This is a genomic window from Sphingosinicella sp. (assembly GCF_052388015.1).
Lineage (GTDB): Bacteria > Pseudomonadota > Alphaproteobacteria > Sphingomonadales > Sphingomonadaceae > Allosphingosinicella.
Genome location: NZ_JBQTIN010000006.1, coordinates 1 through 15486, shown reverse-complemented (window position 1 = coordinate 15486; position 15486 = coordinate 1). Strand labels below are relative to the sequence as shown.

Here is a 15486-nt window from a genome sequence, read left to right as displayed (position 1 = left end):
CCAGCCCAATGGCGAGCTCGGCTATTTCTCCAGCGACTGGCGGGTCTATGGCCGCGAGGGCCATCCTTGCCTCCATTGCGGCGCCACCGTCCGGCGGCGAGTCGATTCGGGCCGCTCGACCTTCTACTGCCCGGCCTGTCAGCGCTAACCTTGACCTTGCGGGCGTCCGCGCGTAGGGCGGCGCGCGATCGGTGCGGGCGAAAACCGCGCCGTTTTCATTTCAGCGACAAGGGTTTCAAGAGATGGCGAATACGCCGCAAGCAAAGAAGCGAATCCGCCGCAACGCGAGCCGGACCGAGATCAACGGCGCGCGGGTGAGCCGCATCCGCACCTTCATCAAGCAGGTCGAGTCGGCGCTCGCCGGGGGCGACAGGAAGGCGGCCGCGGCCGCCCTGAAGCGGGTCCAGCCGGAGCTGGCGCGCGGCGTGGCCAAAGGCGTCTTTCACAAGAACACGGCGGCGCGGAAATTGTCGCGCCTGACGAAGCGTCTCGTCGCGCTCGGCTAGGCCGCTCTGCTTGCTCGGCAATCGGCCCGTCGGCGCATCGCCGGCGGGCTTTTTCGCGCCGCGCGCGCAACAGTTCGGATGGAGGAGAGGCTTGCGCCGATTCGGCGTGAGCCGTTCTCGCGTCTCTGCCTCAGGGTACTGAAAAGAAACACGAAAAAATAAAAGTGACGGAGTTCCGGGTTTTTTCGATGTCAACCCGCAATATTTTTGTCACGGAATTTTTACCCCCTTGATCGGGCGGCGCGAGGCTTCCAAAACAAAATTTCCGGCCGGGCGAATCTCCTGACCGGACGCAAACAGCAATCTGACGTTCGGATGCAGCGCACCGGGGGGTGATGCGCAGCACGACCAGACTTGCGCCTGATAAGCAGCGCCGACTGGGAACGGCGGAGGAGAGAGACGAGGGGGTTTTTCGGCTGATGCGCGTCACCACCCATGACGATCCGGTTGTCGCCGCCTGGGAAGCGATTCGCACCGATCTTCGCCGCGATTGCGGCGCACGGACCTTCGACGGCTGGCTCAGGCCGATCGCGCTTGGCGGCTTCGATGGCGATTCGGGTGCCTTGCGGCTCGAGCTGCCGTCGCAATTCATGGCGGATTGGGTGCAGACCCATTTCGCCGAGCGGCTGGCGCTCGCCTGGAAGGCGCGCCTGCCGGGCGTGAAGCGCATCCGCATCGAGGTCGGCCCCGCCGCGCCGACCACCGCCGCGGTGGTCGAGATTCCAGCCCCGGCGGCCGAGCAGCCCAAGACCGACCCAGGCCTCTATGCGGTCGCGCTCGAGCCGCGCTACCGGTTCGAGTCCTTCGTCGTCGGCAAGGCGAACGAGGTCGCCTTCAACGCCGCCCGGACCCTGGCCAGCGCCGACAAGGTCGCGTTCAACCCGCTCTTCCTCCACGGCGGCACCGGGCGCGGCAAGACGCACCTGCTGCACGCGATCGGGCATGAGTTTCACCGCCTGAAGCCGCGGGCGCGAATCATCTACATGTCGGCCGAGAAGTTCATGGTCGAGTTCGTCGCCGCCTTGCGCGCCAACGACACGATCCAGTTCAAGCAGCAGCTGCGCGCCGCAGACCTGCTGATGATCGACGACGTTCAGTTCATCGCCGGCAAGGAATCGACCCAGGAAGAATTCTTCCACACGATGAACGAGATCATCTCGGCCGGCCGGCGGCTCGCGATCAGCTCGGACCGCGCACCGCAGGATCTCGACGGGATCGAGCCGCGCATCCTCTCGCGCCTGTCCTGGGGCCTGGTCGCCGACATCAACCAGGCCGATCTCGAGCTCCGGCTCAACATCATCCACAAGAAGCTGGAGCAGCTGCCCGGCGTCGTCCTGCCGGAGGAGGTGGTCAATTTCCTCGCCAAAAGGATCAGCTCGAACGTCCGCGAGCTCGAAGGGGCGCTCAACCGGATCGCGGCTTATGCGGCGATGCAGAACCGGGCGATCGACCTCGACTTCGTCGCCGAGGTGCTCGCCAATATCCTTCGCGCCAACCAGCGGCGCATCTCGATCGACGAGATCCAGACCCGCGTCAGCGACCACTACCGCATTCGCAAGGCGGAGATGACCAGCGCCCGGCGCGCGCGCGAGGTCGCCCGGCCGCGTCAGGTGGCGATGTATCTCTCCAAGCAGCTGACGCCGCGCTCGCTGCCGGAGATCGGCCGGCGCTTCGGCGGCCGCGACCACACCACCGTGATCCACGCCGTCCGCCAGATCGAGAAGCTCCGCGCCCAGGACCCCGAGCTCGATTCGGACATCCGCCTGCTGACCCGCCAGCTGGAGAATTAGGCCGTCAGCCGTCGCGCCGCTCCGGCTCCGGCTGGCGCTCGAAGAAGCCGATGCGCCGGAAGCGGGCGGCGCGGGCGGCGGCAACCGCATCGTCCCAGCAGCCCGGCCGTGCCAGAGGTGGGCGCGGCCCGATCAGCGCGCTGGCGCCGCCCGCCGCCATGCCGTGCAACCGCCTCGCCAGCAGCGCCGAATCGTCTGGCAGCGCGAAGGCGCGCGCGCCGAGGGTGACGATGCAATCATTGTTGCCGTCGATGTCGACATAAACGACCTGCCCGGTCGTGACGCAGCCCGAGACGGCGACCGCCGCCAGCGGCGCCAGCAGGCCGGCCGGGAAAGGCTGCCTAACGCTGCTGCCTTTCGGGCGTCACCGTGATCCTGACTCGCTCGCCGTTATTGCCGGGGAAGCCGGTGAACATCGCCTCGATCAAATTGGGGACGAGGACAGGAAGCTCGTCGGTGCCCGAACGGGCCTCGGCGAAGCCTTCGAACAGCGACTGATTGTCGGCCGCGCGCCGGATGTCGAGGTCGAGGAAGGACGTGTAGATCGTCCGGACCGTCACGTCATAGCCGAACGGATCCCAGAACGGGTCGTGCCAGCCCCAGTAAAAGGGCGCGCGGCGCCGGCCGAAATAGCCGAAGCGGCTGTAATAAGCCGGGCCGAAGCGGCGATAGCCCCAGGGATTGGGGAATTCGTCGATCTGCTGCCGGCCGCGGTCGACGCCATAGCCCAGGGTGACGATCAGGCTGGCGTCGCGGCGCGAAGCCGCCTCGCGATAGCCGAGCGCCGTCAGATGCCGGCGGACATGATCGGCATATTGGCGGAACTCCAGCCCCCCGCGGTCCTCGGCTTCGGCCGCCTCGACGACGAAGCTTTGCCCGTCCGGCGGCGGCATCGCGTTGAAACGCTGGACCCGCGCGGTGAGACTGGACGTGCAGCCGGCGAGCGCCAGCGCCGCCGGGAGCATGAGGGCGAGGAGAAGCTTCCTGATCATGGTCTTGGCCTTTGACGGCGGAGACTCGATTTGTCTCACGGAAAGAACGGCTTGGCCGTTCGCAAAGTTCCGCTGAACAGGAGCTGAAAGCGCCGGGTCAGCCCCGCGGCAGCCCGAGCGCCCGATAGGCGCCTTCCAGCGTCGGCGCGGCCCGCTCGCTTGCCTTCGCGGCGCCGGCCGCGAGGATCGCCTCCAGCGCGGCCGGGTCGGCCTCGAAATCCTGCAGCCGCGCGCGGATGGGCGCGAGGGTGGCGATCAGCAAATCGGCGAGCGCCGGCTTGAACTGGCCGAAGCCCTGGCCGGCATATTGGTCGAGCACCGCCTGCGGCTCGGCGTCGGTCAGCGCCGCATGGATGGTGACGAGGTTGAGCGCCTCCGGCCGCCCGGCCAGCCCCTCGACCGACTCGGGCAAGGGCTCGGGATCGGTCTTCGCCTTGCGGATCTTCTGCGCGATCATATCGTCGTCGTCGCCGAGGTTGATCCGGCTCATCTCCGACGGGTCGGACTTGGACATCTTGGCATTGCCGTCGCGCAAGCTCATGATCCGCGCCGCCGTCGCGCCGATATGCGGCTCGGGCGCGGTGAACAGCTCGACGTCATAATCGGTGTTAAACTTGAGCGCGATGTCGCGCATCAGCTCGACATGCTGCTTCTGGTCCTCGCCAACCGGGACATGGGTCGCCTGGTACAGCAGCACGTCGGCGGCCTGCAGCACCGGATAGGCGTAGAGGCCGACGCTGGAGCCTTCGCGATTCTTGCCGCTCTTCTCCTTGAACTGGGTCATCCGGTTCAGCCAGCCGATCCGCGCCGTGCAGGAGAGCAGCCAGGCAAGCTCGGCATGGGCCGGCACCCGGGCATGGTTGAAGACCAGCGACTTTTCCGGGTCGATCCCGCAGGCGATCAAGGCCGCCGCCATGCCGTTGACGTTGCGGCTGAGCTCGGCCGGATCGTTGTAGACCGTGACCGCATGGAGATCGGCGAGGAAGAAGATGCACTCCGCCTCGTCCTGCATCCGCACCCAGCGGCGGATCGCGCCGAGATAATTGCCGAGATGGAGGTTGCCGGTCGGCTGGATGCCGGACACGACGCGCATCTTCTTGACGGTCATGCGCCCTCCTCGATCGGCACTTCTTCCGGCGTGGCGCGGCGGAACAGCGCCCTGAAGTCGTCGCGGGCGATGCCGCCGATCACCCAGGCGAGGCCGAAATAGACGATGCCGCCCGCGCCGACCAACGCGCCGACGGCAAGGATGCGCCGTCCCGCCGAGGCGGCGAAATAGCCGGCGAGCGGCTGCTGAAGAAAATAGAGGGCCGCCGCCATCGCCGCCGCGGCGACCAGCTGGCGCGCCACCCGGCCGACCAGCCAGCCGGGCATGCGGAAATGGCCGCGCGCCGCGAGGATCGCGAACAACAGGGCCATGTTGAGCCAGGCCCCGGCCGAGGTGACGGTCGCCAGGCTGTAAATGCCCATCACCGGAATCAGGATGAAATTGGCGACGATGCTGGCGACGAGGATGGCGACGGCGATCCGCACCGGCGTCTTCACGTCCTTGCGGGCGTAGAAGCCCGGGGTGAGCACCTTGACCAGGACATAGGCCGGCAGGCCGGTGACCAGGATGGCGAGGATGTTGCCAGTGATCGCCGCGTCCTCGGCCGTGTAGCGCCCGCCCTGGAACAGGGCCGCGATGATCGGCCCGGACGCGACCGCGAGCGCCAGCGTCGCCGGCAAGGTCAGCAGCATGGCGAGATCGAACGCGCGCGCCTGGGTGTTCGCCGCCTCGGCGTCCGCCTTGCGCTCGATCGAGCGACTGATGGTCGGCAGGATCGCGGTGCCCAATGCGGTGCCGATGATCGACAGCGGCAGCTGGTTCAGCCGGTCGGCATAGCCGAGATTGGTGAGCGCGCCTTCGCCCAGCCGCGAGGAGAAGAAGGTGTAGAAGAGCTGACTGATCTGGTAGACGCCCGCCGCCGCCGTCGCCGGGACGATCAGGACGATCAGCTCCCTGACCGCCGGGGTCAGCCGCGGGCGGCCGAAGTGAAGCCTGACGCCAGCCTGCCGCACCGCGACCCAGCACAAGGCGAACTGGAAGATTCCGCCGGCCAGCACGGCAAGCGCCATCATCCGCACCGTCTCGGGCCCTCCGCCCGGCGCGATCAGCAGCGCCGCGATCAAGGCGATGTTGAGCAGGGCCGGGGCGAACGCCGCCACCGCGAAGCGGGTCAGCGAGTTGAGCACGCCCGAGAGCAGGGCCACCAGGCTGATGAAGACCAGATAGGGGAAGGTGTAGCGGGTCAGCTCCACCGCCAGCTCGAACTTGCCGGGCGTCGCCGCATAGTCCGAGACGATCAGCCACAGGAAGGCCGGCATCGCGATCTCGAAGACGATCGTGACGACGAGCAGCGCCGGCATGAACACCGCGAGGATCTCGTTGGAGAATTTCTGCGCGTCCTCATGCCCGCCCGAGGCGAGCCGCCGGCTGAACAAAGGCACGAAACCGCTCGCGAACGCCCCTTCGCCGAACAGCCGGCGGAAGATGTTCGGCAAGGTGAAGGCGACGTTGAACGCGTCATTGGCGTGGCTGGCGCCGAGCACCCGGCTGCCGATCATGTCGCGGGCGAAGCCGAGCACCCGGCTGACCATGGTGAGCCCGCCGATCGTCCCGATCGCCTTCAGGAGGTTCATACGTTCGAACCCTGGAGCTGGCCAAAGCCCGTCATTGCGAGGAGCGAAGCGACGAAGCAATCCATCTTATGGCGCTGGATTGCTTCGCTTCGCTCGCAATGACGGCTTGGGGCAGGATGGTCACGCCTGGCCGGTCACGTCCCCGGCCTGGCCGCCGGTGAGCTCCGCCTGGCGCTGGGCCGCGCCCTGCATATAGAGGCCGCCGAAATCGATCGGGTCGAGCCTGAGCGGCGGGAATCCGCCCTCGACGGTCGCGTCGGCGATGATCTTGCGCGCGAACGGGAAGAGCAGGCGGGGCGCCTCGGCGAGCAGGAAGGGCTGAAGTTGCTCCTCCGGCAGGTTGGCGAGGACGAACAGGCCGGCATAGAGCAGCTCGCACTGGAAGGCGGTGCCCTGCTCGGCCTTGGCGTTGACCTCGATCTTCAGCGTCACCTCGTGCAGGTCCTGGCCGACGTTGGCCGCGCCGATGTTGAACTGGACGTCGGTCTGCGGCTGGCCCTGCCATTGATAGACGGCCGGCGCGTTCGGGTTCTCGAACGAGAAATCCTTCACATATTGGGCGACGACGCCGACCTGGACCTGCTGGCCCGCGCCATTGGCGTTGTCGAGATCGCTGGTGTCGATGATGTTGGGGTCGATTCCGCCTTCGTCTTCGGCCATTTCGGGTTCCTTGAATTGAGCTGGAGGGCGCCTTGGAAAAGCGCCGTTCGTGCGTGGCGGGCGGGTAGCAGCGGTCCGTTCGGCGCGCAACCGCCGGAACCGCGCGGCGGGTCGAGCCATTGTTATTTGAAACGTAGCTGTTTCGCGCTTATGTAACAGGCTCCAAGGAGTGAGCGCTTTGACTATCGGTATCGTGCTGCTGGCGATGATCGCCCTGTTCGTCGGGTTGCGGCTCTATGCCGTGCTCGGCCAGCGCACGGGCCATGAGCAGCAGCCGGTGACGCGGCCGGACGCGGTGCCGGGCGTCGCCAATCCGCCCGCGACGGCGGACACGCCTGCCGTCACGCCGGAGCAAAGCGGCATGGTGTTCGACGCCGGCGCGGCGGACGGCATCCGCGCGGTCATCGCCGCCGATCCTGCTTTCGATGTCGGCCGCTTCATGGATGGCGCGCAGGCGGCCTATGGCATGATCCTGGAGGCGTATTGGAAGGGCGACAAGGAAGAGCTCGGCCATCTCGTCGGCCCGGACGTCAAGACGGCGTTCGAGAGCGCGATCGCCGAGCGCGAGGCGGCCGGTCATGTCCTCGACAACCGCCTGGTCAATATCGAGCGGGCGACGATCGACGCGGCGCGACTGAACGGCAAGACGGCGGAGATCGACGTGCGCTTCCAGGCCTTCGTCGCCGCGGTCACGCGCGACGCCGAGGGCCATGTCGTCGCGGGCTCTCTCTCCGACGCGGTCGAGACCAACGAGATCTGGACCTTCCGCCGCGACCTCAAGAGCGGCAACCCGAACTGGCTGCTCGTCGATACCGACGAGGTCGGCTGAGGCCAAGCTTTCCTACAACCGTGCTCTGCCGCTATGCCGGCGGGCATGGCGCTCGTCTTTCCACGGCTCGTTCGTTCCTCCTTCCCTGTCGTCGGCGCGCGCCGCAGCGGCGATGGCACCTGTCGGAGTTGTCAGGTTTACCGCCGAAACCTGCTCCTCGCCGGCCTGATCCTGGCTCTCGCCAGCTGCGCCCGAGTCGTTCCCGCGCCCCAGCCGCCGCCCACGCCGCCTCCCGCTCCGGCGCCCGTTTCCCCCCCGCCGCCAGCGCCTGTCCCGCCACCGCCCGAAAATGCCGTCGCCGCCGGCGTCCGTGCCGGCCCTCCGGTCGCGCAGCTCAGCCTGAGCGACGCCCAGCTCCACCGGGCCTTCGACGCCTTCCTGGTCTCCTGCCTGGCGATCGCGAACCGGGCCGACGCCTCGGGCCTGACCCGGCCGGAAGACTGGCGCGCCTTATGCGACGAGGCGCGCGAGACGCCGGCATCGCCGCCCGCCATCTTCTTCGCCAGCAATTTCGTGACGATAGAAGTCGGCGACGGCGCCGCCTTCGCGACCGGCTACTATGAGCCTGAAATCCGCGGCTGCCGCACCCGCCGGCCCGGCTGCGAGACGCCGGTCTATCGCGTCCCGCCCGATCTGCTGGAGCGCAATCCGCTGACCGGCCAAGCCGGTCGCGGCCGGCTCGACGAAAACGGCGCCTTCGTTCCCCATCACGACCGGACCGCGATCGAGGAGGGTGCGCTCGCCGGGCGTGGGATCGAGATCGCCTGGGCTGCCGATCCGATCGAATTGTTCTTCCTCCAGATTCAGGGCTCGGGGCGGCTGCGGCTGCCGGACGGCGGCGTGATGCGGATCGGCTATGCCGGCCAGAACGGCCATCCCTACACGCCGATCGGCCGCCTGCTGCGCGAGCGCGGCATCATCCCGACCGGGGTGACGATGCAGCGGATCGTCGAATGGCTCCGCGCCAATCCGGAGGCGGGCCGGGCGCTGATGCGCGAGAACCGCTCCTACGTCTTCTTCCGCGAGCTGACCGGGCCGGGGCCGCTGGGCTCGCTGGGCGTGCCGGTGACCGCGAATGCCAGCGTCGCCGTCGATCCGCGTTTCGTGCCTTACGGCGCGCCGGTCCTGCTCTCGAACATGGACAATCCCCGCGCCGACGGCTTCTGGGTCGCGCAGGATACCGGCGGGGCGATTCGGGGCGCCAATCGCGTCGACACCTTCTGGGGCGCCGGACCGGAGGCGGCGACCGTTGCCGGTGGGATGGCGTCGCGGGGCCGGGCGCTGATCCTGATTCCGCGCGCGTCGTGGGAGCGGCTCCGCGATGCGCAAGCTCAGCGTTGAGGAGCAGGCCTTGTGGAACCGGGTGGTCGAAACGGTCCGCCCGTTTCGGCCGGTTTCGATGCCCGCGATGGAGCAGGCGACCGCGCCGTCGCCCGGGCCCACCGCACTCCGACCACCGCCCGCGAAAGCCATATCTTCGCCGCGCCCGACCGGACCCGGAACGACGCTGGATGGGAGCTGGGACAAGCGGCTGACGCGGGGCTTGGCGTCACCCGACGCGTCGCTCGACCTGCATGGCCACAATCTCGATACCGCCTGGACCGCGCTCGATCGCGCGCTGGAGCGGGCGATCGCGCGCGGCGACCGGCTGCTGCTGCTCGTCACCGGCAAGCCGCCGTCCGAGGCGAAGGGCAAACGCGGCGCGATCCGGGCGGCGGTGGACGACTGGCTGCACGTCTCCCGCCATGCCGGCGATATCGCGGCGGTCCGCGGCGCCCATCCCCGCCATGGCGGCGCGGGGGCGCTCTACATCATCCTGCGCAGGCCCAAATCCCCCTCCCCGCAAGGGAGGGGCTAGGGGTGGGTGGCGTCGTTAGGCGCCTTTGGCGCTCGAGCTGGTGGGCTCGCGTCGCTCGCACCCACCCCTCAATCCCCTCCCTGCGAGGGAGGGGAGGAAAGGGCCGAGCGGATGACGCGGGCGTAGATCCGCTGCAGCGCCCGGATGTCCGTCATCGCCGCCGCCTCGTCGAGCTTGTGCATCGTCGCGTTGGGGAGGCCGAAATCGACCACCGGGCAGAGCGCGATCAGGAAGCGGCCGTCCGACGTGCCGCCATGGGTGGAGAGGCGCGGCTTCTCGCCGGTCTCCGCCTCGATCGCCGCCGAGACGATGTCGTAGATCGGCCCCGGCGGCGTCAGGAACGCCTCGCCGGAGATCTTCGCCTCGACCGTCGATCCGGGCGCCGCTTTCTCGGCCGTGCGGCGGACAAGCGCGACCAGATCCGCGCCGCGTTGGAGGTTGTTGAAGCGGATATTGAGCTGGGCCCGCGCCGTGCCGGGGATCACGTTCGTCGCCTTGCTCGATGTCTCGACCGCGGTGATCTCCAGGTTCGAGGGCTGGAACGTCTCGTTGCCGTCGTCGAGGTGCAAGGCCTCCAGCGCGTCGATCACCCGAGCCAGCTTGGGCACCGGATTGTCGGCCCGGTGCGGGTAGGCGACATGGCCCTGCGTCCCCGGCACCTCGATCCACATGTTGACCGAGCCGCGGCGGCCGATCTTGACGATGTCGCCGAGCCGCGCCTCGCTGGTCGGCTCGCCGATCAGGACCATGTCTGGAGCGATGCCGCGCTCGGCCATCCATTCCATCAGCTTCGGCGTGCCGAAGGTCGCCGGCCCTTCCTCGTCGCCGGTGATGATCAGGCTGATCGTGCCGTCATGCTCGCGCACGTCCGCGCAGGCGGCGACGAAGGCCGCGATCCCGCCCTTCATGTCGACCGCGCCGCGGCCGTGGAGCAGGTCGCCGATCCGCTCAGGCGCGAACGGGTCGCTCGCCCAGCCTTCGCCCGGCGGCACCACGTCGAGATGGCCGGCGAAGCCGAAATGCGTGCCGCCCTTGCCGCGGGTGGCGAACAGGTTCTCGACCGGCCCGTCCGGCGGCGCCCCGGCGACGAAGCGGTTCACGCTGAAGCCGATATCCTTCAGTACCTCTTCGAGCACGTCGAAGACGGCGCCGCTGGCCGGGGTGATGCTGGGGCAGGCGATCAGGCGCTCTGCGAGGGCGACAGGGTCGATTGCTCCGCTCATCCCCGCCGCCTAGCATCCGGGCGGGGAGAAGCGCCATGCCGAAGCTCGATCTCGACGCGATGATGCCGGAGAACTCGACCAGCTACCCGCCGCCCTTCGATCAGCCGGTGCAGGGGCGGTGGAAGCGGCGGCTGGGGGCGATCGCCGGTCTGACCGAGCTGGGCGCCTGCCATGTCATGCTGAAGCCCGGCGCCTGGTCCTCGCAGCGCCACTGGCATGAGGGCGAGGACGAGTTCCTCGTTATGCTGGCCGGTGAAGCGGTGCTGATCGAGGACGAAGGCGAGACGATCCTGCGGCCCGGAGATTGCGTGGCCTGGGCCAAGGGCGTCGCCAACGGCCACAACGTGATCAACCGCGGCGCTGCCGACTGCACCTTCATCTGCTTCAGCGCCGGCGACGCGAAGGCCGGCGGCTTCTATTCAGACATCGACATGAAGTGGACTGCCGACGGCTACAGCCACAAGGACGGCACGCCCTACTGAGCGGCCGGTACCCGTGTCGCCTGGAGGTGGACCGCGACCCATTCGCCGTCGATCCGCCGGAACGTGTCGGAAAAGCGGATTCGGCTGGCGAACGGCGTCCCGTTGCTGGTGCCGCGCATGACCACCTCGCCGCCGACGATCCCCACGTCCGGACCGAGCGGGATGAAGTAGCGATCCGCGGCGGTGGCGGGCTCGAAGCTCAGGCCCGGCCCGAAATAGCCGTCGATGAACTGCTGCCGGTTCTGGCGGGTGCCGTCGCCGCCGATCAGGATGAGGTCGGGCGCGGTCATCCGCTCCAGCGTAGCGCGATCCTGCGCCAGCTGGGCGCGGTCGAACCGGTCCGCCACCTCGCGCAGCGTCTCGACGCTCACATGAGCGGGCCCGGGCGCGCAGGCGGAAAGCGCGCCCGCGACGGACGCGACCAGCAACAGACTCATTTGATGCTCCTCAGGCGGTGGGGGCCTCGTATTGCTCGATCACCCAGGGCTCTTCCTGCGCCGCCTCGATCCATTCCTTCATCCAGGCATGGTCGAGGATCGTCTGCATATAGGTCGCGGCGAAGCGCGGCACCGGCACGGAATAGGTGACGAAGCGGGTGACGACCGGCGCGTACATGATGTCCGCCGCGCCGAACGTGCCGAAAAGATAGGGCCCGCCGTCGCCATGCCGGGCGCGCGCCTGCGCCCACAGCTCCAGGATGCGAATCACCTCGGCCCGCACCGGCTCGGTGAGCGGCTGCGTCGGGAATTGCTTGCGGACGTTCATCGAAAGCTCGCGGCGCAGGTTCGCAAAGCCCGAATGCATCTCGGCCGCCATCGATCGCGCCATGCCGCGCGCTTCGTCGTCCTTCGGCCAGTAGCGGGCGCGGTCTGTCTTGTCGGCGAGCCATTCGATGATGGCGAGGCTATCCCAGATCACCGTCTTGTCATCCCACAGGATCGGCACCTTGCCGCCGGACGGCGCGAATTCGTCGCCCTGCGTCCGTTTGTCCCATTGCTGGTCGAACATCGGGACGGTGATCTCCTCGAACGGCAGGCCGGATTGCTTCACCGCGAGCCAGCCGCGCAGCGACCAGGAGGAATAGGCCTTGTTGCCGATGATGAGCTTGAGCATGGGCGGCGTCCTAGCGCGGCGAGCCCCACGGAGTCACCCCGGCCAAAGTAGGGTCTAGGCGACCACCGGCTCCAGCATACGGATCGTTCCCGCCGCCGCGTCGATCTCGGCGCGCACGCCGACGGGGAGGCTGAACTGGTCGGTGACGTGACCGAAGAGCGCGCCCTGGAAGGCGGGGACGCCGAGCGGCGCGAGGTGATGGGCGAGCACTTCGGACAGGGTGAAGCCGCCCAGCGAGGAGATTCGGGCAGTGCAATCGGTGCACTGGCCGAAGACCACCCCAGCCACGCGGCCAAGAATGCCCGCCAAAGCGAGGTGCGTCATCATGCGATCGATGCGGTACTGCGCCTCTTCCGTTTCCTCGAGGAACAGAATGGCGCCGTCGAAGCTGGGCAGATAGGGCGTCCCGACCAAGGCCGAAAGGACGGTAAGGTTGCCGCCGATCAGCGGACCGGTGGCGCGTCCCGGCCGGAAGGTGCGCGCTCGCCCGTTCCGCTGCGCCAGCCGATCCTCGGTACCGGGCGGAATGGCCCAGGTCGGCGTCTCGGCGTCGAAGGCGAGCCGACGGAAGGAATCCCACGACAGCTGCCCCCAGGCGCTGGCCGCATTGGGACCGTGGATGCTCGGGAAGTCGGCCCGCGCCGCGAGCGCCAGGTGAAGCGCGGTGATGTCGCTGAAGCCGATCAGCAGCTTCGGGTTGGCCCGGATCAGATCGAAATCGAGAAGCGGCAATATCCGCGCACAGCCCCAGCCGCCGCGCACGGCGAAGATGGCGCGCACCTCGGGATCGGCGAACATCGTATTGAGGTGGGCCGCCCGCTCTTCGTCGCTACCGGCGAGATAGCCGTAGCGACTCATCACATTGGGGGCCGCGCGAGGGACCAGCCCCATCGCGCGGATCGTCGCCAGGATCGCTTCGAGATCGAAGGCGTCGGGCGTGAAATAGGCCGGCTCGACGAGGCCGACAACGTCGCCGCGCCGGAGCCTGCGGGGCCGGCGCCTCGGCGGCAGCACCGCGGAAATCCCGGCGGCGGGCAGCATCAGCGCCCCTATCGCCTGCATCATGGTGCGTCGACTCAACATCGAACGGCCATATCGCAGACAGGATCGAATAGGCTATCCGAAGAGCGCGAAGATCTGATTCTTGCGGACGGGGGGCGCAACGCATGAACGAGAGTATTTCCGAACCGGCACAAGGCCTGCGTGAGCGCGTGCGCGCGTTCATCGAGCATCCGCGCTTCGATCAGGCGATCATCGTGCTGATCATCGCCAATGCGATCACGCTCGGGCTCGAAACCTTTCCCGCGTTCGTCGCGCGCTTCGGCCATGCGCTCGAGATCATCGACCGCGCCGTGCTGGGCGTGTTCGTGGCCGAGCTGCTGCTCCGCATCTTCGTCTATCGCGGCCGCTTCTTCCACGATCCGTGGCGCGTGTTCGATTTCGTGATCGTGGGGATCGCGCTGATGCCGGCGAGCGAAGCGTTCAGCATCTTGCGCGCGCTGCGCGTGCTGCGCCTGTTGCGGCTGGTCTCGATGGTGCCCTCGATGCGCGGGGTGGTCAGCGCCCTGCTCGCGGCGCTGCCGGGCATGGCCTCGATCATCGCCCTGATGGCGCTGGTGCTCTATGTTTCGGCGGTCATGGCGACGCAATTGTTCGGCGGAATCGCGCCGGAATTCTTCGGTAGTCTCGGCGCTTCGATGTTCACCCTCTTCTAGGTGATGACGGTGGAAGGCTGGCCGGACATCGCGCGCGGCGTCATGGCCCAGTCGCCTTATGCCTGGATTTTCTTCGTCACCTATTTGCTGATCGCGACGTTCATGGTGCTGAACCTGTTCATCGCCGTGGTCGTCAACGCGATGCAGTCGCAGGTCGCGGAGGACCTCAAGGGCGAGGAGGAAATGCACACCCGGCAGATCCTCGACGAGCTGCGCGCCCTGCGCCGCGAGATCGAGGCATTGCGCGGGTCTTCCAAGGCGTGATCTTTCGATGCCTGTGGAGCGGCGTTGAAGCGGGGGGTCCGGAGAGAGTCGTGTGAACAATGATCTCGATTTACAGCGCGAAGCTATTCGACGAGCGGCGGTTGATTCATCGAGCATCGCCGCACGATCGAGTTTTGCGGCATTCACCGCTGATACGTTCAAGTGCTTGGGTGAGAAGCTGTTCGTCTGTGGTCACATACTTGGTTCCGACCGGCGCAACGGCGTTTCACCGTTTGGGCATGGTGACGACGCCGTGGTGGCAGTTGCGATGCTGCTACGCATTGCGAGCGAACTTGTATCGGGTTGCGCCGATTTGGTGAACAGTCACCGTCACTACGCCGGTGCGGCACTTGTCCGACAGCTTGTTGAGGTTGAATATCTGGCCTGGGCGTTCGAAAAGAACGACGAAGAATGCCAACGTTGGCTGCGCAGCACGCGCGAGGAACGGCATTCGTTCTTCAGGCCAGCCAAGCTTCGTAAGGCGGCTGACGGTCACTTCCGCAGTGCCGACTATAGCTTTCATTGTGAGTTGGGCGGACATCCGGTTCCGGGTTCATGGCGGCTGCTAAACGACGCTGAAGCAATCGGGCAGTTGATGCTTTCCGATTGCCTTGGCCATGCAACCCACATTTGGAATCATTTTCTTGGTTGGGCCAAGAGCTATAGCGTGAAAGATAAGGGGTTCGCCGACATGGTGTTCGGTAATGATGCGAACGCCAAGGTAGCGGAGATGCGCCAGCGCAATGACGAATGGAAACGGCTTGATACGTTAACCGCTTTGCCGCCGCCTCCGGTGGGGGATTTGGTTAGGCTGTAAACGAATCCGCTTTCGGCCAGCGAGCCACGCAAACATCGGATTGATTTAATCGAATTGGGAACTGCGGCAATGGGTCGAAAGCGGTCGCTTGGGACTATGCAAGCGCCGCCTCCAGCACCGCCGTCCGCAGCGCATCCATGCCCAGCCCGCCCTCGCTCGACGTCGCGATGATCTCGGGATGGGCGGCCGGGCGCTTGCGTGCCTCGGCCTCGGTGGCGGCGGTCACCGCCTCAAGCTCCGTCGCCTTCACCTTGTCCGCCTTGGTCAGCACCAGCCGGTAGCTCACCGCCGCGTCGTCGAGCATCTGCATGATCTCGCGGTCGACGTCCTTGATGCCGTGCCGGGAGTCGATCAGCACCAGCGCCCGCTTCAGCGCCTGTCGGCCTCGGAGATAGTCGTTGACCAGGAAGCGCCAGCGCTTGGCGACATCCTTCGGCGCCTTGGCGAAGCCGTAGCCCGGCATGTCGACCAGCCGCAGCCGAAGCGGCTCGCCGACGTCGAAGAAATTGAGCTCCTGCGTCCGGCCCGGCGTGTTCGAGGTCCGCGCCAGGCTCT

At 67.3% G+C, this 15486-nt stretch carries 18 protein-coding genes and 1 pseudogene; 9 read left to right on the top strand and 10 right to left on the bottom strand.

Translation table 11 applies throughout. The annotated features are described in order from the left end of the window. The 3 genes from ACT4N3_RS00290 to dnaA all read left to right on the top strand — a co-directional run. Positions 1-148, top strand: a 148-nt coding sequence (locus tag ACT4N3_RS00290) for a zinc finger domain-containing protein (RefSeq protein WP_444853202.1), incomplete at its 5' end; no start/stop codon positions are given. Positions 149-242: 94 nt separating this feature from the next. Further along, complete coding sequence (gene rpsT, locus ACT4N3_RS00285) at positions 243-506, top strand: 30S ribosomal protein S20 (protein ID WP_444853199.1); 264 nt, start codon at positions 243-245, stop codon at positions 504-506. 419 nt (positions 507-925) lie between these two features. Continuing rightward, on the top strand, positions 926-2296 hold the full coding sequence (gene dnaA / locus ACT4N3_RS00280; protein WP_444853198.1) for a chromosomal replication initiator protein DnaA: 1371 nt from the start codon (positions 926-928) through the stop codon (positions 2294-2296). 4 nt (positions 2297-2300) lie between these two features. On the opposite strand, the gene ACT4N3_RS00275 is transcribed toward dnaA, so the two are convergent. From ACT4N3_RS00275 to secB, 5 genes are all read right to left on the bottom strand, one after another. After that, complete coding sequence (locus ACT4N3_RS00275) at positions 2301-2456, bottom strand: hypothetical protein (protein WP_444853197.1); 156 nt, start codon at positions 2454-2456, stop codon at positions 2301-2303. A 181-nt stretch (positions 2457-2637) separates the two neighbouring features. Then, positions 2638-3288, bottom strand: coding sequence for a DUF4136 domain-containing protein (locus ACT4N3_RS00270; protein WP_444853196.1), 651 nt, complete (start codon positions 3286-3288; stop codon positions 2638-2640). A 97-nt stretch (positions 3289-3385) separates the two neighbouring features. Further along, positions 3386-4381 (bottom strand): tryptophan--tRNA ligase, encoded by a 996-nt coding sequence (gene trpS / locus ACT4N3_RS00265; RefSeq protein WP_444853201.1) that lies wholly within the window; start codon positions 4379-4381, stop codon positions 3386-3388. A gap of 11 nt (positions 4382-4392) precedes the next feature. Next, entirely contained in the window at positions 4393-5970 is a 1578-nt protein-coding gene (murJ, locus tag ACT4N3_RS00260; protein WP_444853195.1) for a murein biosynthesis integral membrane protein MurJ, read from the bottom strand. A gap of 120 nt (positions 5971-6090) precedes the next feature. Further along, positions 6091-6630 carry a protein-export chaperone SecB gene (secB, locus tag ACT4N3_RS00255; protein ID WP_444853194.1) on the bottom strand — a complete coding sequence of 180 codons (540 nt, stop codon included), beginning with the start codon at positions 6628-6630 and terminating at the stop codon, positions 6091-6093. 205 nt (positions 6631-6835) lie between these two features. Here secB and ACT4N3_RS00250 point away from each other — a divergent pair, with 205 nt between their 5' ends. The 3 genes from ACT4N3_RS00250 to ACT4N3_RS00240 are packed head-to-tail and all read left to right on the top strand — an operon-like array spanning position 6836 to position 9317. Further along, entirely contained in the window at positions 6836-7459 is a 624-nt protein-coding gene (locus tag ACT4N3_RS00250; protein WP_444853200.1) for a Tim44/TimA family putative adaptor protein, read from the top strand. A 45-nt stretch (positions 7460-7504) separates the two neighbouring features. Next, positions 7505-8800: a murein transglycosylase A gene (gene mltA / locus ACT4N3_RS00245; protein ID WP_444853193.1), complete on the top strand. Its 1296-nt coding sequence runs from the start codon at positions 7505-7507 to the stop codon at positions 8798-8800. Continuing rightward, positions 8781-9317, top strand: coding sequence for a Smr/MutS family protein (locus tag ACT4N3_RS00240; RefSeq protein ID WP_444853192.1), 537 nt, complete (start codon positions 8781-8783; stop codon positions 9315-9317). Before mltA ends, ACT4N3_RS00240 begins: the two co-directional genes overlap by 20 nt. Before the next feature lie 68 nt (positions 9318-9385). On the opposite strand, the gene dapE is transcribed toward ACT4N3_RS00240, so the two are convergent. Then, entirely contained in the window at positions 9386-10540 is a 1155-nt protein-coding gene (dapE, locus tag ACT4N3_RS00235) for a succinyl-diaminopimelate desuccinylase (protein WP_444853191.1), read from the bottom strand. A 35-nt stretch (positions 10541-10575) separates the two neighbouring features. Between dapE and ACT4N3_RS00230 the strand changes: the two genes are divergently transcribed. Then, positions 10576-11022, top strand: a complete 447-nt coding sequence (locus ACT4N3_RS00230) for a cupin domain-containing protein (protein WP_444853190.1) — start codon at positions 10576-10578, stop codon at positions 11020-11022. On the opposite strand, the gene ACT4N3_RS00225 is transcribed toward ACT4N3_RS00230, so the two are convergent. Genes ACT4N3_RS00225 through ACT4N3_RS00215 form a run of 3 tightly spaced genes read right to left on the bottom strand, consistent with a single transcriptional unit; the run spans position 11016 to position 13218 of the window. Beyond that, positions 11016-11459, bottom strand: coding sequence for a nuclear transport factor 2 family protein (locus ACT4N3_RS00225; RefSeq protein ID WP_444853189.1), 444 nt, complete (start codon positions 11457-11459; stop codon positions 11016-11018). The two genes, ACT4N3_RS00230 and ACT4N3_RS00225, sit on opposite strands and share 7 nt — an antisense overlap. Before the next feature lie 10 nt (positions 11460-11469). Continuing rightward, positions 11470-12135 carry a glutathione S-transferase family protein gene (locus ACT4N3_RS00220; protein WP_444853188.1) on the bottom strand — a complete coding sequence of 222 codons (666 nt, stop codon included), beginning with the start codon at positions 12133-12135 and terminating at the stop codon, positions 11470-11472. A 54-nt stretch (positions 12136-12189) separates the two neighbouring features. Further along, complete coding sequence (locus ACT4N3_RS00215; protein WP_444853187.1) at positions 12190-13218, bottom strand: S66 peptidase family protein; 1029 nt, start codon at positions 13216-13218, stop codon at positions 12190-12192. An 83-nt stretch (positions 13219-13301) separates the two neighbouring features. Here ACT4N3_RS00215 and ACT4N3_RS00210 point away from each other — a divergent pair. Together ACT4N3_RS00210 and ACT4N3_RS00205 are read left to right on the top strand one after the other, a co-directional pair. After that, positions 13302-14114, top strand: a pseudogene (locus tag ACT4N3_RS00210) (ion transporter). 52 nt (positions 14115-14166) lie between these two features. Continuing rightward, a complete protein-coding gene (locus ACT4N3_RS00205; RefSeq protein WP_444853186.1) occupies positions 14167-14931 on the top strand; it encodes a hypothetical protein in 765 nt (254 codons plus the stop codon). Positions 14932-15025: 94 nt separating this feature from the next. Here ACT4N3_RS00205 and yihA read toward each other — a convergent pair. Next, positions 15026-15486: ribosome biogenesis GTP-binding protein YihA/YsxC (gene yihA, locus ACT4N3_RS00200; protein WP_444853185.1), on the bottom strand; the 461-nt coding region annotated here is incomplete at its 5' end.